21 protein-coding genes and 1 other RNA gene are annotated in these 25,185 nt (G+C 65.5%); 5 read left to right on the top strand and 17 right to left on the bottom strand.

All coding sequences use genetic code 11. The annotated features are described in order from the left end of the window. Positions 1–15: 15 nt before the first annotated feature. From JQ572_RS19845 to rsmH, 8 genes are all read right to left on the bottom strand, one after another. Positions 16–414 carry a hypothetical protein gene (locus JQ572_RS19845; RefSeq protein ID WP_211384502.1) on the bottom strand — a complete coding sequence of 133 codons (399 nt, stop codon included), beginning with the start codon at positions 412–414 and terminating at the stop codon, positions 16–18. 2 nt (positions 415–416) lie between these two features. Then, a complete protein-coding gene (gene murD / locus JQ572_RS19840; RefSeq protein ID WP_211384501.1) occupies positions 417–1,817 on the bottom strand; it encodes a UDP-N-acetylmuramoyl-L-alanine--D-glutamate ligase in 1,401 nt (466 codons plus the stop codon). A 7-nt stretch (positions 1,818–1,824) separates the two neighbouring features. Beyond that, entirely contained in the window at positions 1,825–2,928 is a 1,104-nt protein-coding gene (mraY, locus tag JQ572_RS19835; RefSeq protein ID WP_024339539.1) for a phospho-N-acetylmuramoyl-pentapeptide-transferase, read from the bottom strand. A 165-nt stretch (positions 2,929–3,093) separates the two neighbouring features. After that, a complete protein-coding gene (locus JQ572_RS19830) occupies positions 3,094–4,473 on the bottom strand; it encodes a UDP-N-acetylmuramoyl-tripeptide--D-alanyl-D-alanine ligase (RefSeq protein ID WP_211384500.1) in 1,380 nt (459 codons plus the stop codon). Beyond that, entirely contained in the window at positions 4,470–5,942 is a 1,473-nt protein-coding gene (locus tag JQ572_RS19825; RefSeq protein ID WP_211384499.1) for a UDP-N-acetylmuramoyl-L-alanyl-D-glutamate--2,6-diaminopimelate ligase, read from the bottom strand. Before JQ572_RS19825 ends, JQ572_RS19830 begins: the two co-directional genes overlap by 4 nt. Positions 5,943–6,025: 83 nt before the next feature. Continuing rightward, complete coding sequence (locus JQ572_RS19820; RefSeq protein WP_211384498.1) at positions 6,026–7,780, bottom strand: peptidoglycan D,D-transpeptidase FtsI family protein; 1,755 nt, start codon at positions 7,778–7,780, stop codon at positions 6,026–6,028. After that, positions 7,777–8,169 carry a cell division protein FtsL gene (gene ftsL, locus JQ572_RS19815; RefSeq protein ID WP_211384497.1) on the bottom strand — a complete coding sequence of 131 codons (393 nt, stop codon included), beginning with the start codon at positions 8,167–8,169 and terminating at the stop codon, positions 7,777–7,779. Before ftsL ends, JQ572_RS19820 begins: the two co-directional genes overlap by 4 nt. A 3-nt stretch (positions 8,170–8,172) precedes the next feature. Beyond that, entirely contained in the window at positions 8,173–9,162 is a 990-nt protein-coding gene (gene rsmH / locus JQ572_RS19810) for a 16S rRNA (cytosine(1402)-N(4))-methyltransferase RsmH (protein ID WP_211384496.1), read from the bottom strand. 511 nt (positions 9,163–9,673) lie between these two features. On the opposite strand from rsmH, the gene JQ572_RS19805 reads away from it, so the two are divergent. Beyond that, the gene (locus JQ572_RS19805) at positions 9,674–10,456 is read left to right on the top strand and encodes an N-acetylmuramoyl-L-alanine amidase (protein WP_249129126.1); all 783 of its coding nucleotides are present in this window, start codon (positions 9,674–9,676) and stop codon (positions 10,454–10,456) included. Positions 10,457–10,564: 108 nt separating this feature from the next. On the opposite strand, the gene JQ572_RS19800 is transcribed toward JQ572_RS19805, so the two are convergent. After that, positions 10,565–11,797 (bottom strand): RNA polymerase sigma factor, encoded by a 1,233-nt coding sequence (locus tag JQ572_RS19800; RefSeq protein WP_211384494.1) that lies wholly within the window; start codon positions 11,795–11,797, stop codon positions 10,565–10,567. A gap of 22 nt (positions 11,798–11,819) precedes the next feature. Next, positions 11,820–12,173, bottom strand: a complete 354-nt coding sequence (locus JQ572_RS19795) for a YciI family protein (protein WP_211384493.1) — start codon at positions 12,171–12,173, stop codon at positions 11,820–11,822. 149 nt (positions 12,174–12,322) lie between these two features. Here JQ572_RS19795 and rnpB point away from each other — a divergent pair. After that, positions 12,323–12,753: RNase P RNA component class A (gene rnpB / locus JQ572_RS19790), an RNA gene on the top strand. Between the two features lie 130 nt (positions 12,754–12,883). On the opposite strand, the gene JQ572_RS19785 is transcribed toward rnpB, so the two are convergent. Together JQ572_RS19785 and JQ572_RS19780 are read right to left on the bottom strand one after the other, a co-directional pair. Beyond that, complete coding sequence (locus tag JQ572_RS19785; RefSeq protein WP_211384492.1) at positions 12,884–13,597, bottom strand: alpha/beta fold hydrolase; 714 nt, start codon at positions 13,595–13,597, stop codon at positions 12,884–12,886. A 72-nt stretch (positions 13,598–13,669) separates the two neighbouring features. Next, positions 13,670–14,134 carry a DUF983 domain-containing protein gene (locus tag JQ572_RS19780; protein ID WP_211384491.1) on the bottom strand — a complete coding sequence of 155 codons (465 nt, stop codon included), beginning with the start codon at positions 14,132–14,134 and terminating at the stop codon, positions 13,670–13,672. 49 nt (positions 14,135–14,183) lie between these two features. Here JQ572_RS19780 and JQ572_RS19775 point away from each other — a divergent pair, with 49 nt between their 5' ends. Both JQ572_RS19775 and JQ572_RS19770 read left to right on the top strand, forming a co-directional pair. After that, complete coding sequence (locus tag JQ572_RS19775) at positions 14,184–15,554, top strand: aminotransferase-like domain-containing protein (RefSeq protein WP_211384490.1); 1,371 nt, start codon at positions 14,184–14,186, stop codon at positions 15,552–15,554. A 137-nt stretch (positions 15,555–15,691) separates the two neighbouring features. Continuing rightward, positions 15,692–16,435 carry a sulfite exporter TauE/SafE family protein gene (locus JQ572_RS19770; protein WP_211384489.1) on the top strand — a complete coding sequence of 248 codons (744 nt, stop codon included), beginning with the start codon at positions 15,692–15,694 and terminating at the stop codon, positions 16,433–16,435. A gap of 103 nt (positions 16,436–16,538) precedes the next feature. Here JQ572_RS19770 and JQ572_RS19765 read toward each other — a convergent pair whose 3' ends face one another. Next, positions 16,539–16,943, bottom strand: coding sequence for a DsrE family protein (locus JQ572_RS19765; RefSeq protein WP_211384488.1), 405 nt, complete (start codon positions 16,941–16,943; stop codon positions 16,539–16,541). A gap of 47 nt (positions 16,944–16,990) precedes the next feature. On the opposite strand from JQ572_RS19765, the gene JQ572_RS19760 reads away from it, so the two are divergent. Beyond that, positions 16,991–18,040 carry an AraC family transcriptional regulator gene (locus tag JQ572_RS19760; RefSeq protein WP_211384487.1) on the top strand — a complete coding sequence of 350 codons (1,050 nt, stop codon included), beginning with the start codon at positions 16,991–16,993 and terminating at the stop codon, positions 18,038–18,040. Positions 18,041–18,443: 403 nt separating this feature from the next. Here JQ572_RS19760 and JQ572_RS19755 read toward each other — a convergent pair whose 3' ends face one another. From JQ572_RS19755 to JQ572_RS19740, 4 genes are all read right to left on the bottom strand, one after another. Next, complete coding sequence (locus tag JQ572_RS19755) at positions 18,444–19,850, bottom strand: MATE family efflux transporter (protein ID WP_211384486.1); 1,407 nt, start codon at positions 19,848–19,850, stop codon at positions 18,444–18,446. A gap of 55 nt (positions 19,851–19,905) precedes the next feature. Continuing rightward, the gene (locus JQ572_RS19750) at positions 19,906–21,705 is read right to left on the bottom strand and encodes an ABC transporter ATP-binding protein (protein WP_211384485.1); all 1,800 of its coding nucleotides are present in this window, start codon (positions 21,703–21,705) and stop codon (positions 19,906–19,908) included. A gap of 327 nt (positions 21,706–22,032) precedes the next feature. Beyond that, positions 22,033–23,616 carry a DHA2 family efflux MFS transporter permease subunit gene (locus JQ572_RS19745; RefSeq protein WP_211384484.1) on the bottom strand — a complete coding sequence of 528 codons (1,584 nt, stop codon included), beginning with the start codon at positions 23,614–23,616 and terminating at the stop codon, positions 22,033–22,035. A gap of 174 nt (positions 23,617–23,790) precedes the next feature. Beyond that, positions 23,791–25,110 (bottom strand): HlyD family secretion protein, encoded by a 1,320-nt coding sequence (locus tag JQ572_RS19740; protein ID WP_211384483.1) that lies wholly within the window; start codon positions 25,108–25,110, stop codon positions 23,791–23,793. Positions 25,111–25,185: the final 75 nt, after the last annotated feature.

Genomic DNA, 25,185 nt, shown 5'->3' with positions numbered 1-25,185 from the left:
GACCGACCCGTGGCCTTATTCGTAGTTGATCGTGATGTCCCCCGCGTGCTGATCGCGCTTGTAGACTTCGTCTGCCCCGGGAATGAAGCCGATCCTGACCGCCCGCTCACTACTCCAAGCGACGACCACGTCCAGATGCCCGCGCACGCTGACGAAGGTCGGCGTGCTTTCAGGTGAGAACGTCCGACCGCGAGCCACGATGCTGGCCTGCGTGCTGTCGGGTACCGTCGCTCCGCACTCCTTCCAGACCACGACAACCAACTTGCTGCCGCTTGGGGAGGCAAACGCACTCTGACGAACGATGCGGCACGCGCCGAAACCGCTCATGACTTTGTCAAAAAATACAACAAAAAGGAAACCGACCGGAACAGCAAGAGCAACCACGGCGATTCCGATCCAGCGTCGCCGCACCATTCTCACACCACCGGCTTCACACCCGGCAGCGCCTGCACCAGCTCGCGGAACCTGGTGCCGCGGATTTCGAAGTTGCGATACTGGTCGAAGGAGGCGCAGGCGGGCGACAGCAGCACGACCGCGTCCGCAAGCCCCGATGCTTCCGCATCGCGCGCGGCGTGCTCGACGGCGACGTCGAGGGTCTGGCTGATCTCGTGCGCCACTTGCATCCCGAGCGTGCCGGAAAACTCCTGCGCGGCCTCGCCGATCAGATAGGCCTTGCGGATGCGCGGGAAGTAGCCTGTCAGACCGGTGATACCGCCCGCCTTCGGCTTGCCGCCGGCGATCCAGAAGATGTCCGAAAAGGACGACAGTGCATGCGCGGTGGCGTCGGCGTTGGTGCCCTTGGAATCGTTGACGAACAGCACGTTGCCACGGCGGCCGACCTGCTCCATGCGGTGCGCGAGGCCGGGAAAGCTGCGCAGACCGTTCTGCAGCACATCGAGGCTGATGCCCATCGCGAGCGCGGCGGCAGCGGCACAGGCAGCATTCTGCGCATTGTGCAGGCCGCGCAGCGAACCGATGCCACCGAGCTTGGCGACCTCGCTGCGCGCACCGCCCGCGGTGCGCACGATGGTGCCATGTTCGACATGGATGCCGGAGGCCAGCGGATTCTTGACGGAGATGCGCACCACGTCCTTGCCGGCGCGGTCGAGCCGGTCGGCGATGTCGCGGCAATAGCCGTCGTCGACGCCGATGATCGATGTGCCGCCGGATTGCACGCCGGCGACGAGGCGCTCCTTCACCGCGGCGTAATGCGCGATGGTGCCGTGACGGTCGATGTGGTCCTCGCTGACGTTGAGCAAAATGCCGACGGAGGGATCGAGCGAGGGCGTGAGGTCGATCTGGTAGGACGACATCTCGACGACGTGGACGCGGCCCGTGCCTGGCTGCTCCAGCGACAGGATCGCGGTGCCGATATTTCCGCCCATCTGAGTGTCGTAGCCGGCGACCTTCGTGAGATGCGCGATCAAAGCCGTCGTGGTCGACTTGCCGTTGGTGCCGGTGATCGCGACGAACGGCGCATCCGGTGCATGCCGCCGCCGCTCGCGGCAGAACAGCTCGATGTCGCCGATCACCTCGACGCCCGCCTCGCGCGCCTTCAAGACGCTCCAGTGCGGCACCGGATGGGTCAGCGGCACGCCGGGCGCGAGCACCAGCGCGGCGAAATTCACCCAGGAGACGTTGCGCAAATCGGCCGTGATGAAGCCTGCTTGCGCCGCCTTGGCCACGTTCTCGGCATTGTCGTCGGCGGCGATCACCTCGGCGCCGCCCGCTTTCAGCGCGTGGCACGAGGCGAGCCCCGAGCCGCCGAGGCCGAACACCGCGACCGTCTTGCCGGCGAAGGAGGTGACGGGAATCATCGACCGGTCACCGCAGCTTCAGGGTCGACAGGCCGGCCAACGCCAGCATCACCGAGATGATCCAGAACCGGATCACGATCTGCGGCTCGGTCCAGCCGAGCTGCTCGAAATGGTGGTGGATCGGCGCCATCCGGAAGATGCGTTTTCCCGTGAGCTTGAACGACACCACCTGCACGATGACGGAGACCGCCTCGAGCACGAACAGGCCGCCGATCACCGCGAGCACGATCTCGTGCTTCACCGCGACCGCAATCGCACCCAGCATGCCGCCGAGCGCGAGCGAACCGGTGTCGCCCATGAAGATCGACGCCGGCGGCGCGTTGAACCAGAGGAAGCCGAGGCCGGCGCCCAATAGCGCGCCGCAGAGCACGGCGAGTTCGCCGGTGCCGGCGACATATTTGATCTGGAGGTAGTCGGCGAACACCGCGTTGCCGGCGAGGTAGGCGATCATCGCAAAGCTCGCGGTCGCGATCATCACGGGCACAATGGCGAGGCCGTCGAGACCGTCGGTGAGGTTCACCGCATTGCCGGCGCCGACGATGACGAAGGCGCCGAACACGACGAAGAACCAGCCGAAATGCAGCACGGTGTCCTTGAGGAACGGGATCGTCAACGCGGTCGACGCCGGATCGCGGTTCAGCCGCACCAGCGCGTAGCAGGCGACCAGCGCGATCACCGCCTCGATCAGCAGGCGAAGCTTGCTTCCGAAGCCCGTCGTGGTCTGCTTGGTCACCTTGAGGTAATCGTCATAGAAGCCGACGAAACCGAAACCGAGCGTCACCGCCAGCACGATCCAGACGTAGGGATTGAGCGGGTTGGCCCACAGCACCGTGCCGACCGTGAGGCCGGACAGGATCATCAGCCCCCCCATGGTGGGCGTGCCTTTCTTGGCGAGATGCGATTGCGGGCCATCGGTCCGGATCGGCTGGCCCTTGCCCTGGCGGATGCGCAGATGATCGATGATCCAGGGCCCGAACAGGAACACGAACAGCGCGCCGGTGACCACCGCGCCGCCGGTGCGGAAGGTGATGTAGCGGAAGACGTTCAGGAAGGTGCGGACGGCACCAAAGCCCGGAAATGTGTTCGAGAGCTCGATCAGCCAGTAAAACATTCAGACGGTCCTATGGCGCCTTTGCACGCGCCTTGATCTTGGCCTTGTCAACCTGCGTCATGCGCATTCGCTGGTCTTCATCATGGGGTCGGGCGACCTCTGGGAAAACGGTCGGGTTCGCGCCGCAAAAAGGGTGGGATTCGGGAACAGCGCCTTCCAAGCAGTTTACGCCTTTGCCTGCAAGGCGGCCACTAGGCCCGGCACAAACTTGTTGACCCAGAACATCTTCTTGCTGCCCTTGACAACCACGACATCGCCTGCCCTCAGCAGGTTCGCGACCTCGTCCGGCTTCAGCGTGACGGGATCGTCGTGCCAGCCAAGGCCCTTGCCGGCAGGAAGGGCCTCGAACAGGTGGCGCATCAGCGGGCCGACACAGTAGACGCCGTCGATGCCGTCGAGATGCATGGCGAGTCCGGTGTGGTAGCTCGGTGCGTCATCGCCCAGTTCCAGCATGTCGCCGAGAACCGCAATGCGGCGGCCGCCGGTCACGTTGCGCGCCTGGAGGCTTTGCAGCGCAGCAGCGACGCTGGCCGGGTTGCCATTGAAGCTGTCGTCGATCACGGTGACGCCGCCGACCGCCTGCTCGACGCCGCGACCGCTCATGATGCCGACCCGGTCGAGCTTGATCGCAAGCGTCGCCGCATCGAGATTCGCGGCGCGAATCGAAGCGAGCGCGGCGAGCGCGTTCTGCACGCGGTGTGGCGCGCCCGGCGTCAGGCGGAAGGCGATCTCCTTCTTGCCGAGCGCGGCCACGACCTGCCAGCTCTCGCCATGCGGCGCATGCGCGACCTCGTGCACCTCGGCTTTCTCGCCGAAGCGCAACACCTTGCCCTTCCAGTCCGGCGCCTTGATTCCGGCGGGCAGCACCAGCACACCGTCCGAGGGCAGGCCGAGCGCGATCGATACCTTCTCGCGGCGGATGGCGTCGAGCGAGCCGAGCTTCTCCAGATGCACGGGTTGGACGTTGACGACGAGCGCGACCGTCGGCCGCGTGAGCTCGCTGAGCCGCGCGATCTCGCCGGTCTGGTTCATGCCCATCTCGACGACCCAGAGGCTGGCGTCGGGCTTCGCGTTGCACAGCGTCAGCGGCACGCCCCAGAAATTGTTGAAGCTCGACGGGCTGGCATAGGCGTTCGGATAGGCCGCCAGGAATTCCTTGGTGCTGGTCTTGCCCGCGCTGCCGGTGAGGCCGATCACCGGACCGTGGAAGCGTGACCGGGCGGCGCGCGCGAGGCCCCAGAGGCCATCGATCAGCGTGTCCTTCACGACGATCTGCGGAATGCCGATGCCCGCGATCTCGTGCGGCACGATCATCGCGACCGCGCCCGAAGCCGCCGCCTTGTCCGCGAATTCCCAGCCGTCGCGCGCGCTGGCGAAGCTCGAGGTGAAGCCGCCGCTCGGCGTGCCGCTCAGCGCGACGAACAGGCTGCCCGGCTTCACCAGCCGGCTGTCCTGGGTGACGAAATCGATTCCCGTGTCCGGGAATGATCCGGCAGCGCCCACCGCACGCGCCACTTCGGCCACCGTCCATATCGGCGCGCTCATGCAATCCTCGACGCTAATGCGGCGGCAACCGCCTCGTGATCACTGAAGGGCAGCACCTGGCCGCCGACGATCTGTCCAGTCTCGTGGCCCTTGCCGGCAATGAGCAGCGCATCGCCATTCTGCAATTCCTCGATCGCGGCGCGGATCGCCGCGGCGCGGTCGCCGATTTCGCGGGCGCCCTTCGCAGTGGCGAGGATTTCGGCGCGAATGACTTCCGGCTTCTCGCTGCGCGGATTATCGTCCGTGATGATGATTCCGTCGGCGTTGTCAGCTGCGATCTCGCCCATGATCGGCCGCTTGCCGGCATCGCGATCGCCGCCGGCGCCGAACACGACGACCAGCCTGCGCCTCGCGTAAGGACGCAAAGCCTGCAGCGCCTTTGCCAGCGCATCCGGCTTGTGCGCGTAGTCGACGAAGATCGGCGCGCCGTTGTGCGCGCCGACGCGCTCGAGCCGCCCCTTGGCGCCTTCGAGATGTTCGAGGCTCGCGAACACGTTTGCGGCGTCGCTGCCGGTGCCGATGGCAAGACCGGCCGACACCAGCGCATTCTCGATCTGGAATTCGCCGACCAGCGGCAGCCGGATCGAATGATGTTTGCCGCGATGCTCGAGCGCGAGCACTTGCGAGAAGCCTTCGACCTCGGCACCGGCGAGACGAATGCCCTCGCCTGCCCCGTCGCCGTTGCGGCCGACCGCCATCACGCGCAGGCCGCGCGACCTCGCCGCGGCGATCGCATCCGCCGAGCAGTCGTGGTCCGCCGAAATCACGGCGGCTCCATCGGGCAGGACCAGTTCGCGGAACAGCCTCAGCTTTGCCGCAAGGTAATGCGCGACGGTCGGATGGTAATCCATGTGGTCGCGTGAGAGATTGGTGAAGCCGCCGGCGGAGACGCGCACACCGTCGAGGCGATACTGGTCGAGCCCGTGCGAGGAGGCTTCGAAGGCGAGATGGGTCACGCCCTCGCGCGCGATCTCGTCGAGCTGCCGGTGCAGCGCGATCGGATCGGGCGTCGTCAGCGAACCGTAGACGGTGCGCTTCGGCGAGACGAGCCCGATGGTGCCGATGCTGGCGGAGGCATGCCCCAGCCGCTCCCAGATCTGGCGGGTGAACGCGGCCACCGAGGTCTTGCCGCTGGTACCGGTGACCGCGGCAATGGTCGCCGGCTGGGCGGGGTAGAATTTCGCAGCGGCCAGCGCCAGCGCGCGGCGCGGATTGGGCACCGTGACGAACGGCACCCGGCCGGCTGCCGGAGCATGGTCGCCGGCCACAGCCACGGCGCCCGCGGCAATCGCGGCATCGATGAAGCGCGCGCCATCGGTCTTGCTGCCCGCAAGTGCGAAGAAGAGATCGCCCGGCTGGACCACACGGCTGTCGAGGGCAACGCCGCTCACCTCGAGCCCCGCGACAGCGGGCTCGAGTGCGGCATCAGTGCCCAGAACATCCTGACCTAGCAGGTCGCGCAGCTTCATGGTCTTCCAGTCGACATGCCGTACCGGAAAGCCGAATCCCTGGGAAATCCCGACTCAGCAGCGGCAACGGCCCACCCGGTTGATTACTGGGTTGTCCTGGATGCTGCAAGAATAAGGCGCTCGGACGGCGGCAGGTCATACCGCGGCTCGACGCCCAAAAGCGGCGCGATCCGCTCGATCACCTTGCCTCCGGTCGGCACCGCGTTCCAGCCCGAGGTGATGAAACCCTTCGTCTCGGGAATCGCCTGCGGCTCGTCCAGCATGATCAGGATCTGATATTTCGGATCGTCGCAGGGCATGATCGCGGTGAAGGAGTTGAGCACGCGCTTCTTGGCATAGCGGCCGTTGATGACCTTCTCGGAGGTGCCGGTCTTGCCGCCGACATAGTAGCCCTTGACGTCGGCGGTCTTGGCTGTGCCGATTTCGGCATTGAGCCGCATCAGGAACCGTATCTTGTCGCTGGTCTCCGGCTTGATCACGCGCTTGGCCATTGCCGCCGCTTCGGATTCGCTGCGCTTCATGAAGGTCGGAGGAATCAAATAGCCGCCGTTCACCAGCGCGTTGATGCCCATCACCGCCTGCAACGGCGCCACCGACATGCCCTGGCCGAACGCGATGGTGACCGTGTTCAGCTCGCTCCAGCGGCGCGGGACCAGCGGAGCCGCGCTCTCCGGCAGTTCGGTGCGCAGCCGCGTCAGCTGGCCCATCTTGGCGAGGAAGGCCTTGTGCGCCTCGACGCCCTGGCCGAGCGCTATCCGCGCCGCGCCGATGTTGGACGAGTAGGTGAACACCTCCTTGGTGTTGATGAAACGTCCGAGCGAATGACTGTCGTGGATGGTGAACTTGCCGTAGTGCAGGTTTCCGCGCGCATCCCACATCGAGTTCAGGCTGATCTTTCCGGAATCGAGCGCCATCGCCAGCGTGAACGCCTTGAAGGTCGAGCCCATCTCGTAGACGCCGGTGGTCAGGCGGTTGATGCGGTCGGGGTCGTGCGCTTCCTTCGGGTTGTTCGGATCGAAATCCGGAAGCGAGACCATCGCCACGATCTCGCCGGTCTTGACGTTGGAGACGATGCCGGATGCCGCCTTGGTGTGGAACTTCTCCTTGGCCTTCAAGAGTTCGTCGCGCAGCGCGTGCTCGACGCGCAGATCGATCGAAAGCTCGATCGGCTTTTGCAGGCGGTCGGTGGCAAAGCCCGCGCGATGGAGATCGGCGAGCCCTTGATTGTCGAGCCACTTCTCCATCCCGGCGATGCCCTGGTTGTCGATGTTGACGAGACCGATGACGTGGGCGACCTCGTTGCCGGTCGGATAGACGCGCTTGTTCTCGCGCAGGAAGCCGATGCCGGGAATGCCGAGCTTGTGGATGTCCTGCTGCTGCTTCGCCGTGATCTCGCGCTTGAGCCAGACGAAGCCCTTGCGCGCCGACAGGCGCTCGCGCACTTCGGCCTCGTCGAGGTCAGGCACCGTGGCGGTCAGAAGCTCGATCGCCTCGTCCTTGTCGATGATGCGGCGCGGCTCGCCGAACAGGCTCGACGCCTTGACGTCGGTCGCCAGGATCGCGCCGTTGCGATCGATGATGTCGGGCCGCGCGGTCGCGACCACCTCCTGCGCCGCGGCGCGGCGCGCGCCGTGGGCGTCGGCGCCGATCGCGAACATCACGAGCCGGCCGCCGATCAGGGCGTAGACCGAGGCAAAGGCGAGCATCGCGAGGCCGACGCGCGCCCGCGCCTTCGCGGCGCGGTCGACGTTGCGCCCGTAGAGCAGGCTGCGGATCAGCCGCTGCCGCCAAGGCTCAGTCGGAGTTTCGGTGGGTTTTGCAGGCGTCGCCGGACTCATTGCTTGTCCTCGGACTGAGGCACCGAGCCCGTCACATTCTCGGGATCGCTCGCAGCTTCGATGGTGTTGAGCATGGCCCCGATCGGATCCGGCTCGCCCGGCCTGAACATCCGCGGCGGTCGTTCCGGCAGGTTCTTCAGCGCATCATATTGCGTGCCGTTGACCGGCTTGAGCTGCAGATGCCGGTCGGACAGGCCTTGCAGGCGCAGCGGCGCATCGAGCTTGGCCCATTCGGAGCGGAGCGAGGCGATCGCGTCGCGCTGCTCGCGGATCTCCGCATGCAGCCGCAACACTTTCTCCGTGCGCGCCGTGGAGTCCATCTTGATCCGGTAGACATAGGCTGCCGCGAAGATCAGCGCGCCGATGACGAGGAGGTGGATGAAGCGCATGCGCTAGCCGCCCCTCATCACGTCGGAGAGCCTTGGCCAGGACGATTGCGCGCCATCGTCATGCGCAGGCGCCGAGGTGCGCTCGGCAGCGCGCAGCTTTGCGGAACGTGCCCGCGGATTGTGCGCGAGTTCGTCCTCGCCTGCAACGACGGGCCGCCGCGTCAGAAGCTCGAAGCTAGGCACCGCTTGCGACATTTCCGGCAGATGGCGCGAACCGCCGCCGGTCCTGGAGCGCTCGGCGAGAAAATTCTTGACGATGCGGTCTTCCAGCGAATGGAACGAGACGACCACGAGCCGGCCGCCGGGCTTGAGCACACGCTCGGCCGCAACGAGCGCGGTCTGGAGTTCCTCGAGCTCTTCGTTGACGAAGATGCGCAAAGCCTGGAACGTCCGCGTCGCCGGGTGAATATCGCCGGGCTTGGTACGAACCACCCGGCCGACGAGATCGGCGAGCGCGCGCGTGGTCGTGAACGGTGTTTCCTGCCGGTCCGCGACGATGGCGCGGGCAACGCGGCGCGAATGCCGCTCCTCGCCAAAGAGATAAATGATGTCGGCAAGATCGCTTTCCGAGGCGCGCGCGACGATGTCGGCCGCCGTGGGTCCCGCCTGCCCCATCCGCATGTCGAGCGGACCGTCGAGGCGGAAGGAAAAGCCGCGGCCTGCCTGGTCGAGCTGCATCGAGGATACGCCGACATCCATCACGACGCCGTCGACGGCATCGACGCCTTGCGCCGCGCAGACTTCGGCGAGATTGGAGAAGCGGTCTTCGACCAGCGTCAGCCGGCCCGCGGAGCGTTCGACCAGTTCGGCACCGCCAACAATGGCGGTGTGGTCGCGGTCGATCGCGATGAGCCGGGTTCCCGGCACGTCGAGGATGGCGCGGCTGTAGCCGCCTGCGCCGAAGGTCGCGTCGACATAGACACCACCCTCGCGCGGCGCGAGGTGGTCGATGGCCTCGCGGCCGAGAACGGGGACGTGCGGAGCCGGGCTCATGCGCCACGCCTGCCGAACGCAGATGTGAGATCGGGGACGAGCGAGCCCATAACGCCTCGAATGATTCCGCGTCGCGGCGGTTCCACGACCCAACCCCCGTCCAGCATGGTACCCGAGCCCGGTCACCCTGAGCCGCCAACCCGGTGTTCCCAGTGGAATTTGTCGGGCAGCCATGGGATTTCGAGCCAAAATACGCTTTGGCCGCCTCCGGACGCGGGTCGGCTCTTCATCTCTCAGTAACGGCCCTTAGCGTTAAGAAAGCGTTGATCGGCCCATTACAAGTCGAAAAGGTGATGCCGCAGTGGTGCCTCATCCACACACACGGGCCAAAATGCATCCGTTAACCGCGCCGCGCGATTGCGCACGGCCGAGGGTAAAGGAATGGTAAAGAAAAAGGCTTGGCCCGCTCTCTGTCCGTCTCGAGCTGTTTATGTCGTCCGGTTCGTCCACTCCGTCTGGATCTGATTCGAAGCGTCAACGCGTTCTCCCGGTTCCCAAGGCCGCGGCGAACATGCGGACGTTCGAGCCGGATTCGTCGATCGTCTCCGACATCATCCCCTCGCCGAACCATGGCGACCGCAACAAGGGCCGGCAGCCCGACATGATCTTGCTGCACTACACCGGAATGCCCGACGTCGAGGGTGCGCTGGCGCGGCTCTGCTCCGCGGGCACCGAGGTGTCGGCACATTATGTCGTGCTGGAGGATGGCCGCATCGTGCAATGCGTGCCGGAGGCGAGGCGCGCCTGGCATGCCGGCGTCTCGTCCTGGGCCGGAGAGGATGACATCAACTCCTGCTCGATCGGGGTCGAGATCGTCAATCGCGGCCACGACTGGGGCTATCCGGAGTTTCCGCTGCGCCAGATCGCCGCCGTAATCGCGCTATGCCGCGGCATCATGCTGCGCCGCAAGGTACCCGCGCATCGGGTGCTCGGCCATTCCGACGTTGCGCCGGCGCGCAAGAAGGATCCGGGCGAAAAATTTCCTTGGCATTCGCTGGCCAATTCCGGCGTCGGTCACTGGGTGACGCCCGCACCGGTCGTGCGCGGCGAGAGCCTGATGCTCGGCACCATCAGCGACGAGGTGCTGAGCCTGCAGCAGGCGCTCGCCAGATACGGCTATGGGGTGCCGCTGACCGGCAAATACGATGCCGCGACGATGGAAGTCGTCACCGCCTTCCAGCGCCACTTCCGCCCGGCACGGCTGGATGGTGTTGCGGATCACTCCACGCTGACGACCCTGCAGGCGCTGCTGGCGAGCTTGCCGGCGGATGGGACGGCCGTTGCGTCGAAGTGACGCTCGCCCGTCATTGCGAGCGCAGCGAAGCGATCCAGACTGTCACCGCGGAAAGATTCTGGATTGCTTCGTCGCAAGGGCTCCTCGCAATGACGGAGTTTCTGGCAACTACGTCAATTCCCTCATCCTTCGCGCATAAAGTCGTCGCAGCGGCGCGAGCTGCGTCGCCTTCGTCGCCGCAACATACGCCTCCATCGCCTCGTCCTTGCGGCCGAGCCGTCGCAGCAGGTCCGCGCGCACCGCGGGCAACAGCTCGTAGCCGTCAAGCCCGCCGCGGGCGGCGGTCGCATCCACCAGATCGAGCGCACGTGCGGGTCCGTCGACCATCGACACCGCCGCAGCATGGTTGAGCTCGACCACCGGCGACGGGGTGATGCGCAGCAGCACCTCATAGAGCCCGGCGATCTGCGGCCAGTCTGTCTGCTCATAGCTCGGCGCGCGCGCATGAAGCGCGGCGATCGCGGCTTGCACTGCATAGGATTGCGGCCGGCCTGGCATGCGTAGCGCACCGTCCACCAGAACAAGGCCTTCCTCGATCTGCGCGCGGTCCCACCGCGAACGGTCCTGCTCCTCCAGCAGCACGATATCGCCGGCGGCGGTCTCGCGCCCGGCGCGGCGCGCATCGTGCAGCAGCATCAGGGCCAGCAGGCCCTTGATGCCGGTCCGATCGGGCATCAGCCGGTCGAGCAAGCGGCCGAGCCGGATCGCTTCGGCCGCAAGATCGGGCCGCATCAAATCGGCGCCCGACGTCGCCACATAGCCTTCGGTGAAGACGAGATAGATCACGGCGAGCACGCCATCCAGCCGCGGCGCCAGCGCGGCGCGTTCGGGCACCTCGTAGGGAATGCCGGCGAGCCGGATCTTCTGCTTGGCGCGGAGGAGGCGCTGCGCCATCGCCTCCTCACCGACAAGGAAGGCGCGCGCGACCTGCGCGGTGGAGAGACCGCAGACGGTGCGCAACGTCAGCGCGACCTGGACTTCGGGCGCAAATGCAGGATGGCAGCAGGTGAAGATCAGCCGCAGCATGTCGTCGTCGAGCATGGCCGGCGGCTCGTCAGGCGCTTGCGCATTCAGCTCGAGCTCGTGCACGAGCGCCTGCCGCTTGCCGCGGAAGACGGCGTGGCGCCTGATACGGTCGATCGCCTTGTTGCGCGCGACGTTGACCAGCCACGCGCGCGGATTGTCGGGGGCCTGGCATGCCGGCCAGCGCTCCAGCGCCACGGCAAAGGCATCCTGGAGCGCGTCCTCGGCGAGATCGAAATCGCCGACGAGGCGGATCATCGTGGCCAGCGCCCGCCCCGCCTCGTCGCGGAAGATTGTTTCGATCTCAGAAGGGGTCATGCGGCGATGCGCGGCTACGCCATCACTTCTCGTACACCCAGATCGGCCGCACCTCGATCGAGCCGATCCGCGCGCTGGGGATCCGCGCCGCGATCTCGATAGCCGCGTTGAGATCCTTCGCCTCGACCAGATAATATCCGCCGAGTTGCTCGCGCGTCTCCGCAAAAGGGCCGTCGGTCGTCAGCGTCTTGCCCTCGCGCACGCGCACGGTCGTCGCGGTCGTGGTCGGCTGCAAACGGTCGCCGGCCTTGAAATTGCCGCTCTGGACGATGCCTTGCGTGAAGGTCTGGTATTCAGCCAGCATCTTCTGGCTGGTCGCCGCGTCGTTCTTCGCGTATTCGACCTCGTTCTGGTAGATCATCAATAGATATTGCATCGCTTAACTCCTGTGGCTCGGCTGGATCGCCGACATCCAGTCGAATGGAACGCATCTCAAACGACATCTTCAGGATAATTATTTTCGTCCCGGCGTGCACGGCGATCTTCGCTTGACGAAACCGTCACAAATGCCCCATGCGTACCCCGTCAGTCGGCCGGACGGCCGCTCCAGCAACCGCCGAAAGGCCGCCGGGGAGGAAAGTCCGGGCTCCCTTGACATGCGGTGCCGGATAACGTCCGGCGAGGGTGACCTCAGGGAAAGTGCCACAGAGAACGAACCGCCCGCCTTCGCAGCGCAAGCTGCGCAGGCAGGTAAGGGTGAAAAGGTGCGGTAAGAGCGCACCGCGGCTCCGGCAACGGAGCCGGCATGGTAAACCCCACCGGGAGCAAAACCGAATAGGGACGGCATAGCGGGCTGTTCGCGAAAGCGATAACGCCGCGGGGCGATGTCAGGCCCGCCGTCCGGGTAGGTTGCTCGAGGCCATGTGCAAACATGGTCCCAGAGGAATGGCCGTCGCGTATCGTTCGCGCAAGCGGACGGTGCCTTACAGAACCCGGCTTACAGGCCGGCTGATATTCTAAAGCGTTTTCGAGCGAAGTGGTTTTCCGGTTCGCGTCAAGAAAACGCGTCTTACTAAGGAAGTGACGAGGGGTTCGATGCTAACGCATCGGACCCCTCACCATTTGAGCCGGAATGACGAGCGTGGATCAGCCTGCGATCTTCGCCAACACCGTCATCAGTGCCTCCGGTGCCGTCACGTTCGGCGCATGACTGGCGTCGAGCTCGAAATAGCGCCAGCCAGCCTCGTTCTTCGTGCGCGTCGCAAACTGCCCGAACACGTCGTCCGGCGGAATGCGCTTGCAATAGATGTAGCTGCGCGGCATCGCCGGCTCGCCGTGTTCGAGCTTCAGCTTCGTCTCGAAGCACTTGACCGGCATGGCGACCCGGCGCGCGTTGAGCCAGTCAAGATCGGCCTGCGGCGTATCCGGCGGCGGCGGATTGGGCGGGATGCGGTAGCCGTCGCCTGAAGCTGCCGCCTTGCGCATCGGCTCGCGCCCGCTCTCGTTGAGGTCGAACAGCGATTGGCCGTCACGCGGCACGAAGGCGTCGATGTAGATCAGTTGCGTCACCCGCTCGCGCGCGCGATCGGCGACGCCGGTCGCGACCATGCCGCCATAGCTGTGGCCCAGCAGCACGATGTCGTCGAGGTCCTCGAATTTGATGACGTTGAGGATGTCCTGGATATGCGTTTCGAGATCGATCGCTGGATTCGCAAGATGCGCGCGCTCACCGAGCCCGGTATAGGTCGGCGCGACCAGGCGGTGCCCGGCCTGCGCCATCAGCGGATGCATCTTCTTCCAGGCCCATCCGCCGGACCACGCGCCGTGACAGAGCAAAAAGGTCTTCGAGACTGCGGCCATCGGCGTTTCCATCGTTCTTGCTTGTACGATGGAGTGTAGCGGCCGGTCGCGCGATGTAAACGCCGGCGCCGCTCAGGCGGCGCGCTTGTCCGCCTTCACCATCACCGGCGCAAGTTCAACCGGCTCGCGCCGAAGCTTGCTCGCCTCAAAACCGTGCATGCCGATCTGCCATTGCAGGCCGACGATGGCACCCTTGGTCGGTTGCAGCAGCGCGAGCGAGGCGAACAGCGTCACCGGCAGCCACACCGCCAATTGCAGCCAGACGGCCGGCGCATAGGCGGTCTCGACCGCGAGGATCGCCGGCACCACGAGATGGCCGACAACGACCATCACGAGATAGGCCGGGAAGTCATCGGCGCGCTGGTGGAAAAGCTCCTCGCCGCAATGGTCGCAACTATCGGCGACCTTAAGAAAACGGCCGAACATATGTCCTTCGCCGCAATTCGGGCACTTGCCCGAAAAGCCGCGCCACATCGCCTTCGAGAGAGAGACTGAACCGGTTGCCATGACAGCACCTCTTCCTTTTCGCTGATCCATACAATAATATCTTGCATCCATACATTCAAAGGATATGGGCCTAAATTGCATGGATTGGACCCCTACAATCTCGGAGCTGAGCGGGCCGCGCTACCAGCGCATCGTCGAGGCCATGGAGGCCGACATCGCCGCCGGCCGGCTGGTGCGCGGCCAGCAGCTCCCCACACAGCGCGCACTGGCAAAAGCGCTCGGCATCGACCTCACCACGGTGACGCGCGCCTACACCGAGGCGCGGCGCCGCGGGATCATGGAGGCCCGCGTCGGCCAGGGTTCGTTCGTGTCGGAGACCAGCGCGCGCCGCGCGGTCGACCTGCCGCATCCCGTCGCGATCGACCTCTCGATGAACGTGCCGCCGCATCCGCTCGAGGCGCAGCTCGACGAACGCATCGTCGCGGGGCTGGAAGCCCTCCGGGCGCAATCGGGACTGACCGCCTTCCTGAACTACCAGCCGCCGGGCGGCAGCGTGCATGAACGCGAGGTCGCGGCGCGCTGGATGCGCGCACGCGTCCCGCACGCGCATGCCGACAGGCTGGTGATCTTTCCCGGCGCGCAGACGATCCTGTTCAACCTGCTCGCACACCTTGCGCGTCCTGGTGACGTCGTGCTGACGGAAGCTCTCACCTTCCCCGGCATCAAGGCAGCCGCGGCGCAGCTCGGCGTCAAGCTCGTCGGCGTCGCGATGGATGACGGCGGCATCCTGCCCGATGCGTTGGCGAAAGCATGCCGCGCGCACAGGCCGAAGGCCGTCTACCTCATTCCGACGCTGCACAATCCGACCACGGCGACGCTTGCCCCCGAGCGGCGCAGCGCCATCGCAAGGATCATCAGCGACGCCGATACGATTCTGATCGAGGACGACGCCTACGGGCTGCTCGATCGCTCGGCATCACCGATCGCGAACCTCATTCCGGAGCGGACTTATCTGGCGACCACGCTGTCAAAATGCATCGCGCCGGCGCTGCGGGTAGCCTATCTGGTGACGCCCGACGCCGGCGCACAGCTTCAGATGCGCAGCTGCTTGCAGGCCACCGTGCAGATGCCGGCGCCACTGATGGTCGCGCTGGTGACGCATTGGATCGAGGCCGGCATCGCCGATCGCATCATCACCGCGATCCGCAACGAGGCAATCGGCCGCCAGCAACTCGCGCAACGAACACTGAAAGGGTTTCAGTTCCTGGCCAAGCCCGCAGCCCATCATCTGTGGCTAAGGCTGCCGGAGGGGCGCCCCGACGTGGCGGCACATCTGTTGCGCAATGGACTCGCGGTCGTCGCCGGCGATGCCTTCACCGTCGACGGGACACCGCCACATGCGGCGCGCGTATCGCTTGGCGCAGCCCGCAACAGGGCGGAATTGACCGAAGCGCTGCGCATCCTGGTCGGCGCGCTGCACAGGCCCGCCGACACCAGGCAGATCGTCTAGGCCCGTCTTTCGCCAACGCTCGCCGTCGGCGATCACGCTTGCGTGGAGTTTTGAAATTGACCTGCACCGCCGCAGCTGTGCTATGCGAGCGATGGCGATCAAGAGTACGAGATCGCTCTGGCGAACGGAACAATCTGTTGGAAACGCTCACCTACGCGCTGCTGCTGCTCGGCGCACTGGCCGGGGGCTTCGTCTCGGGCCTTGCCGGCTTCGGCACGGCACTGATGGCGCTCGGCATCTGGCTCTACGTGCTGCCGCCCTCGCTCGCGGTGCCCCTGGTGCTGATCTGCTCGGTGATCGCGCAGACCTCGACGCTGCCGTCGATGTGGAAGAGTTTCGATCTCTCGCTGGTCTGGCCGTTCCTGATCGGCGGACTGATCGGCGTGCCGCTGGGCACCATGCTGGTCGCCTCAGCCGATCCAAAAGTGTTCAAGCTGAGCGTCGGCGTGCTGCTGCTGATCTTCTCGAGCGCGCTGTACCTGAACAAGAAGCCGCTCGCCATCACCTTCGGCGGACGGATCGCCGACGGCGCGATCGGCTTTGCCGGCGGCATCCTCGGCGGCCTTGCCGGGTTGTCCGGGCCATTGCCGATCCTGTGGGCCAATATTCGCGGCTGGAACAAGCATGAGCGGCGCGGCATCTTCCAGCTGTTCAACTTCACCGTGCTCGCGACCGCACTGGTGTTGCAGACGGCGTCAGGCCTCGTCGAGCTGAAGGTCGTCTGGCTCGCAGCTGTCGCCTTTCCGGGCACGCTGATCGGCGCATGGGCCGGCGCCCGCGTCTATCACGCGCTGAGCGACAAGCATTTTGGCGACGTCGTGCTCGGCCTGTTGTTCCTGTCGGGCCTCGGCCTCGTCTGGAGCATGCTGGGGCCGCACTGACTCGTGCTTGCCGGCATGTCCGCATCCCCCAATCGGAGGATGCGGCAGACCGGAATCATTCCTATTGGGTTAGGAAGAAGATCGTGGCGCGCCTTCTTCCGGTTCAGAAGCTGAGCGTCGCCGCGCCGCCCTTGATCAGTTCGTGCATCACGCTCGCACCGGAGATGACGACACCATCCAGCAGGTCCTCTTGTACATAGCCGCGGCTTTTGACACAGGGCGTGCAAGCCCAGAGTTTCCCTCCCCTGCCCATGAAGTCACGGAGCATGTCGGCCAGTGGATCGAGCGGCTTGACCTGCGTAAGATCGGCCGCGCCGCGTCGCACGATGTCGACACCGGCGCTGGTCAGGAAGATGGAGACCTTAAGGCCGGCCGTCATTCCGCCGAGAGCTATGGTCACGCCAACGGACGACAATTCGTGGTCGGTACCATGTGTCATGACCACGACCAGATCACGTGCCTCGTTATTCAAGTTGAATACCCTTTCAATCGGTTTGCGAGATTGCATCCTATGTGTCTGAGCACCGGCCGAACATGACCAGGGCTCCGCAAGTCTTGACCGAAACGCCGGCTGACCTTCTGTCGGACGTGCTGGGCAGCATGCATCTTGCGGGCACCGTGCTGTTCCGCGCCGAGTTTCGGGAGCCCTGGGCGGTCACGACACCGGAGGCGTGCCAGCTTGCCAGGCTGCTGCCGCTGCGGACCGAACGGGTCATTCCCTTTCACATCATCGCATCAGGTGAGTGCTGGATGGAATTGAACGAGCATCCGGCGGTGCGGTTGAGCGAGGGCGACGTCGTTGTTCTTCCGTACGGCGACAGTCATCGGCTCCGCGGACGAGAGCCCGTCCTGCCGATGCAAGTCGGCAGCCTGTTGCCGAACCCGCCCTGGACGGACGTTGTCGTCATCGAGCATGGCGGCGCCGGTCCCAACACACGGATCATTTGCGGATTTCTTCAATGTGACGAGTTGCTGTTCCACCCCGTGCTGTGCCACCTGCCCAGATTGCTGCACGTCAGCCCCGCATGTCCCGCCGACGAATGGCTGGCCAGCACCGTCCGCCACACCGCGGCGCAGGCGAGCAGCCTGCGGCCGGGGTCACGCAGCTTGCTGCCTCGCCTGACCGAATTGATGTTCGTTGAAATCCTTCGCAAGTACATGCAGGAGCTTCCGGCGAACGAAATCGGCTGGTTCGCCGCCATCAATGACCAGGTTGCCGGCGCCGGCTTGAGGCACATGCATGCCATGCCGTTTCACCACTGGACCGTGGACAGTCTGGCGCGTCGCGTCGGGGTCTCGCGCAGCGTGCTGGCCGGCCGCTTCAAGCACTTTCTCGATCAGCCACCGATGCAATACCTCGGTCACTGGCGCCTGCGGCTGGCCGCGCACGCCCTGACATCGACTGCGACACCGATCAAGTCCATCGCCTGCCAGACCGGTTACGAGTCGGAGGCGTCGTTCAGTCGGGCCTTCAGGCGCCACTTCGGCGTACCGCCGGGGGATTGGAGAAGACGCGCGCGTTCGACATCGCCGGCCGCCGCAAGCAACATGCTGCGCCGCCCGTCGAGCACCATGCCGTCGGCGACGCCGACGCCGAACACGTAGATCCAACCCGCGGCGAAATCGAAAAGATGCGCGTTGAGCAGCGAGGACGGCATGTTATGCACCACGTCCAGGAGGACAATCCAGGGAGCCAGACCGCGGGTCGCACCGGTGCCATGACCGAACAACGGCGCGGCAGCGACAAAGCCGACTGAATTGCGCCAGAACTCCAGCCGCGTCCCCTGCCGCTGACTTCGTTCTCAACGGCACTGAGCTCATGGTCGCCGTCGAACTTCGCCACGGTCGCGCGACAGACATAGTTTCAGCGACAGCGCGGGATTGATCGCGACGGCGAACGAATAGAGCATCAGCGCCGTGCAGGACACCAGGAACGCGGAAAATACCCAATCCCCGTTCCGACGGCCCCGCAAATTAGCCGCAGCCGTGGGGACAGGACAAGGTATCGCTACGCGGGCGCACGTGCAGGCGACGCCACGGGCTCCGGCGCAGCCTGGTCTGACGCCTCCTCGTGCCGGACCACCACCAGGCGCTTCTTGAACTCGCGGCGCAGCAGCCACAGGCTCAAAGCCGCCTGCAGCGTCGTCGCTGCGATCGACAGGTACCAGACATGCTCGATCCGAAAGCCCGGCCGCGTCGACAGCCAGATCGCCGGCAGCGAATAGGTGAACACGCGCGTCACCGAGCTCAGCAGCACCGGCTTGGTGTTGCCGAGGCCCTGGAACATGCTCGAGCAGGTGAAGATCAGGCCCTGCGCCACCATGTTGAGCGAGATGATCCGCAGGAACAGGTAGGCGATCGCCATCGTCTCCTGGTCGTTCGAGAACCCTGCGAGCAGCAGCTCCGGCTTCACCTGCGCGAGGATCATGAAGCCGACCATCACGACGGTGGTGATCAGCGCCGACTTGACGAACGTTTCCCGCACGCGCGCGCCATTGGCAGCGCCGACGTTCTGGCCGGCGATCGGACCGGCAGCCAAGGCCACCGCGAGCGCCGGCATCTGGATCAGACCGAGCATCCGCTGCCCGATACCGAATCCCGCCTGCGCCGCGGCGCCGAAATCGCTGATGACGTAGTAGACCACCGCCATGAAGATGAACATCATCGCGAACTCGCCGCCGGCCGGCAGGCCGACGTTGAGGATGCGCTTCAGATGGCGCGGTTGCGGCCACCACTGCGCCGGATTGAAGGCGACATAGCGCTCGACCTTGCGGAAATACGCAAGCAGCATCAGGCCGCCGATGGCGACCGCGATCGAGCTCGCCAGCCCCGCGCCGGCAACGCCGAGCGCGTAGCCCGTGCCCCAGCCCGAGATCAACACCGGCGCAAGCGCGATGTTGATGATGACCGCGAGAACCCGCACCAACATGGCGGGGCGCACGATGCCGGTCGCGCGCAGCGCGGATGCAATCACTTGCATGACGAACTCCAGGGCAAGCGCGGGCATGAACCACAACAGATAAATGGTTCCCGCCTCGATCGTGGCCTGGTCCGCGGCGATCGAACGCATGTAGAGGCGCGACAGCGCCGATCCCGCGACCAGGGTCAACAGGCCGAACAGCGCCGACAGCGCGACCGCCTGGTTGAAGATCAAATTGGCATCCGGCCGATCCTTGCGTCCCACCGCATGCGCGATCAGCGCCACCGTGCCGACACCGAGTACCTGCATCAGCGCGTTGACGAGAAAGCCGGCGTTGCCGGCCGCGGCGACACCCGCAACGGCGGCATCGCCCAATCCCGAAACGAAATACAGATCGACCAGCTGGCAGATCATGATCGAGATCATACCGGCCATGATCGGCGGCGTCATGGCCAGGATGTGTCTCACGATGGAGCCGTTTGTCAGGTCTTTCATGTCATTCCATCCTTGACGCCGTGACGGCGGGACGTCCGCCCTGCTGCCACGCGCCTCACTCCGCTGCTGCGATGTGTCCGAGCTCCACCACCTGGCGCTCGAACAGGCCGCGATAGATGCCGCCTTGCTTGCCCGCGAGCATGGCATGGGTGCCTTGCTCGACGATCTCGCCGCGGTCGAACACCAGGATGCGATCGAGGCTCTTCACCGTCGACAGCCGGTGCGCGATCACGATCGAGGTGCGGCCCTTCATCAGGCGTTCCATCGCCTGCTGGATCAGCGCCTCCGATTCCGAATCGAGGCTCGAGGTCGCCTCATCCAGGATCAGCACCGGCGCATCCGCCAGGAACGCGCGCGCCAGCGCGACGCGCTGCCGCTCGCCGCCCGACAGCTTGACGCCGCGTTCGCCGACGAGGGTGCCGTAACCCTTCGGCAGGCGCAGGATGAAGTCGTGCGCATTGGCGAGCCGCGCCGCCTGCTCGATCGCCTCCAGGCTGGCGCCGGGCCGGCCATAGGCGATGTTCTCGGCGAGCGTGCGATGAAACAGGATCGGGTCCTGCTGCACGATCGCGATCTGGCTGCGCAGCGATTGCTGCGTCGCCAGCGCGATGTCCTGCCCGTCGATCAGCACGCGGCCGCCGGTGACGTCGTAGAGCCGCTGCACCAGCTTGACGAAGGTGGTCTTGCCGGAGCCGGAGCGGCCGACCAGGCCGACCCGTTCGCCGGCACGGATCCTCACCGACAGGCCGTCATAGAGCGGCGTGCGGTGGCCGCCATATTGGAACGTGACGTCGTCGAACACGATCTCGCCGCCCTCGATCGCGATCGGCACCGCGTCGGCAGCATCGGCAATGCCGATCGGCTCGTCATGGATCGCCACCAGCTCCTCCATGTCGTTGACCGAGCGCTGCAAATTGTTGATGTGCATGCCGACGTCACGCAAATAGGCGTGGATGACGTAGTAGCTCGTCAGCACGTAAGTGACGTCACCGGGCGAAGCGTGCCCCGACATCCACAGCAACACCGAGCCTCCGATCACGGACGCACGCAGGCACAGCAGCAGCGAGAGCTGCGACATGGCCGTGTAGTTGTACCGGAACCAGGTCCGCCGCACCCGCACGCGCCAGCGGCTGACGACGCGGGCAAGCCGCGCATCCTCGCGCAGCTCGGCGCCGAATGATTTCACCACGGCGTTGCAGGTCAGCGCATCCGCCAGTGTTCCGCCGACCTTGGTGTCCCAGGCATTGGAGATTCGCGCGGCCGGCGCGATGTATCGCGTCGAGAACAGCACCGTCATCGTGACATAGCCCAGCGCGCCGAGCGCGATCACCCCGCCGAGCGAGGCCCAGTGCAAGCCGAGCAGGACCATCGAGCCGATCAGCACGACCAGCGAGGGCAACAACGCCAGCAGGATGGTGTCGTTCAACAGGTCGAGCGCCCACATGCCGCGCGTGATCTTGCGCACGGTGGAGCCGGCGAAAGAGTTGGCGTGCCAATCGGTCGAGAATCGCTGCACGCGCATGAACGCGTCCTGAGCGACCTCCGACATGATCTTCAGCGTGAACGGCACGATCGCCTGCAGCCCTGCGAGCCGCAGCACCATCGAGGCCGCGCCCAGCGCCACGATGGCGCCGAATGCGACCAGCGCCGCGTGACGCGCGTCGGGATTGGACGGCCCGCGCGTCAGCGCATCGATCAGATGCCCCGAAAAGAGCGGCATGAACAGGTCGGCGGCCGTCGCCCCTATCAGGCTGCCGACGACGGCAAGCGTTGGCCCCGGCTGCTTCAGCCAGTGCCGGAACACGAAAGGCAGCACCACGCGTATCGCCGCGGGCTTTTTTGACAGAGCGGTCATGGCATCATCCGGCCGCTTTTGGCGCGGGCCGGCTCCATCGATGGACGCAGGCCGGCCACGACGGGCCGAGACGGCGTCAGCTAAAGGTGGCTTTGGGTTGGGAAATCGGGCGATCGGGACTTGGAGCCCAATCGAAGCTGGCGGAAATGGCCTCTAACAGGCCGCGTACGTACCGAGCCAGAACATCACCGAGCGCGGGCGTACGATCTGCGAAAGCGACGAAATCATGCAAATCCTCCCGGTTCGAGTGAATGAGGTGCGCTTTATAGATGCGTCGCCGGGGATTTGCAACGGGGCTCGCGCGAGATCACGCGCGAGTGTTGCAAATTAATGCGCGTCGCCGCCGCCGGTCATCGAGGCCGGCTTGTTCAGCAGGGTCACCAGCAGGCTGAGGCCGAGATAGAACAGCGTCAGCATGAAGAAGGCATCGCCGAAGCTCATGACCACGGCCTGTCGGTGCACCAGTTGCGAGAGCTGCTTCATCGCCATCAGCGTGGAATCGCCGAGCCCCTGGAATTTCTGCATGAACATGGTCAGGGTTTCGGTCGCGGTCGCATTGCCCCAGGTCACCCGCTCCTGGAGGCGGCTGATGTGCAGATCGGTGCGGTCGTTGAGCACGGTGTTGATGACGGCGAGGCCCACGGCGCCGCCGAGATTGCGCATCAGGTTGAACAGGCCGGAGGCGTTCTTCACCCGGTCGGGCGCCAGCGTGCCGAGCGCGATGTTGTTGGTCGGCACCATCGCGAACATCATGCCGACGCCACGCAGGATCTGCGGCACCAGAAGCTCGTAGAAATCGTAGTCGCGGGTGATCCAGGTCATCTGGTAGGAGCCGATCGCGAACACGACGAGGCCGAACGCGATCATGTAGCGCATGTCGAACTTCACCATCAGACGGCCGACCAGCGGCGCGACCAGGAACATGGTGATGCCCGAGACGAACATGGTCTCGCCGATCATCAGCGCGCTGTAGCCGCGCACCTCGGCGAGATAGCGCGGATAGATATAGGTCAGGCCGTAGAGGCCGATGCCGATGCAGAACTGCAGCAGGCAGCCGATCGCGAAATTGCGGTTGGCAAAGGTGCGCAGATTGACGATCGGCTCGGCCGCCGTGAAGACGCGCCAGAAAAAGGCGATCGCCGAGATCGCGCAGATCCAGGCACAGATCGCAACCGACGTGTCCTGCATCCATTCATATTGCGGGCCTTCCTCCAGCACATATTCCAGCGTGCCGAGGAAGCCGGCCATGAACAGCAGCCCCCACCAGTCGAAACGGTCGAGCAGTTCGAAATGCGGCTCGTCGAAATCGACCAGCGCCAGCACGCCCAGAGTGATGCCGATGCCGGGCACGACGTTGATGAAGAACAGCCAGTTCCACGACATCAGATCGGTGATGTAACCGCCGACGGTCGGCCCGATGGTCGGAGCCAGCGTCGCGACGAGACCGATGATGGGACCGACGATATGGAATTTGGAGCGCGGGAAGACGGTGTAGGCCGAGGCGAACACCGTCGGGATCATGCCGGCGCCGAGAAAGCCCTGGAGCGCGCGCCAGAGGATCATCTCCTCGATGGTGGTGGCGAAGCCGCAGAGCAGGCTCGAGGCGGTGAAGCCGGCCGCAGAGATCGCGAACAACAGCCGCGTGCCGAAAGCGCGCGACAAAAATCCCGACAGCGGGATCGCGATGACTTCGGCGATCAGATAGGCGGTCTGGACCCAGGAGACTTCGCTGGAGCTCGCCGACAGGCCCGCCTGGATCTCGCTAAGGGAGGCCGAGACGATCTGGATGTCCAGGATCGACATGAACATCCCGAACACCATGATGATGAAGGCGAACAATCGCTTCGGCGCGATGCGCTCCGAAGCGGGGTTCGCCATCATGGCGGGTGAAGCGGTGGTGGCGTTGGCCATTGTGTCAGCTCTGACTGAAGCAAGCCGCGAGGTCGGCGCGAAGCGCCGGGTGACGGCTCCCTCCGCTTGGGGATTGTCCCGTTGCGGAGGCACCCTCGCCCCAGCCCTCTCCCGCAAGCGGGAGAGGGAGCGCACCTGCGTGAGAGGCGGCGGCGCGGCTCATGTCACCAAATCCTACTGCGGGTGGATCGCGGTGGGATCGTCGAGATCGACCTCGCTGTCGGCGTCGGCCGCGCCCTTGTTGGTATCGACGGTGGCGTAGACCGACATGCCGGCGCGGAGCAGGTTCTGCTTCGCCACCGATTTCGGCACGCGGATGCGGACCGGCACACGCTGCACGATCTTGGTGAAGTTACCGGTGGCGTTGTCGGGCGGCAGCAGCGTGAACACCGAGCCGGCGCCGGCCGCGATGCTGTCGACGACGCCCGAGAACTTCCGCATGCCATAGGCGTCGACCTTGATCGTCACGGGCTGGCCGGGGCGGATGCGCTTGAGCTGCGTTTCCTTGAAATTGGCGTCGATATAGACGTTGTCGAGCGGCACGACGTTGCCAAGCCGCTGGCCGACCGCAACGAAGTCGCCGGCACTGACGAGGCGGTTCGAGAACGTGCCGTCGACCGGCGCGCGCACCGCGGTGAAGGCGAGATCGCGCTCCGCCTTGGCCAGCGTGGTCTTGAGCTCGGCGAGCTGGGCCTGGGCTTCGGCCTGCTGCGCCTTGGCGACGTCGACATTGCTGACCGCGACGTCATAGGCGGCCTGCGCGGCCTTGACCGCGGCCGCACCCTGGTCACGTCCGGCCTCCGAGGTTTCGAAGGTGGCGCGCGAGGCAAAACCCTTTTTGTTCAGTGCCTGCTGGCGCTCATAGTCGAGATCGGCGCGCTTAAGGCCCGCTTCCGCGGAGACGAGTTGCGCCTTGGCCTGTGCGACCTGGCTTTCGAGCGCCGCGACCTGACGCCCGATGCGATCGATGGTGGCCTGCTGGGTCGCGATCCGGGTCGCGGCGGCATCGAGCGCGATCTTGTAGTCGCCGTCGTCGATGCGAAGGACGATATCGCCGGCGCGCACCAGAGCGTTGTCGCCGACCAGGATCGAGGAGATGTGGCCGGCAACCCGCGCGCCCAGCATGGTGTTGTTGGCGCGGACATAGGCATCGTCGGTGGAGACGTAGAAGCGGCCGACCAGCGTGTAATAGCCGGCGTAGCCGGCAGCCGCGAGCGCCAGCACGAGGCCGATTCCCATCATGACGAATTTGCGCTTGCCGGACTTCGGTGCGCCCGCAGCGGCGGTCGCCTCTGGCGCTGGTGCAGCCGGCTTGTCGGTCACGGGCTTCTCCGGCGCCTCACCGGTGCGTCGCTTGGTTTCCTCGACCACATGGGAGCGCAACTGCTCGGCAAGGGGGGTGGCTGTCTCGGTCGCAGCTTCACCATTCGCCGGCATCGTCTCCACCGCTTCCTGGCGAAGGACGCGCGCGGCCTGGTCTCTCGATACGGCCATAAAGGCCTCCCCACTATAAAGGCGCGATCAAGGACGGCCGACCTGCGGCACTGTTCCCTCTCGCTCACCCCAAAT

It is taken from the genome of Bradyrhizobium sp. SZCCT0153, from assembly GCF_018129995.1.
Lineage (GTDB): Bacteria > Pseudomonadota > Alphaproteobacteria > Rhizobiales > Xanthobacteraceae > Bradyrhizobium > Bradyrhizobium japonicum_G.
Note: the sequence above shows the minus strand (reverse complement) of the source record. Positions and strands in the feature narration are given on the sequence as shown.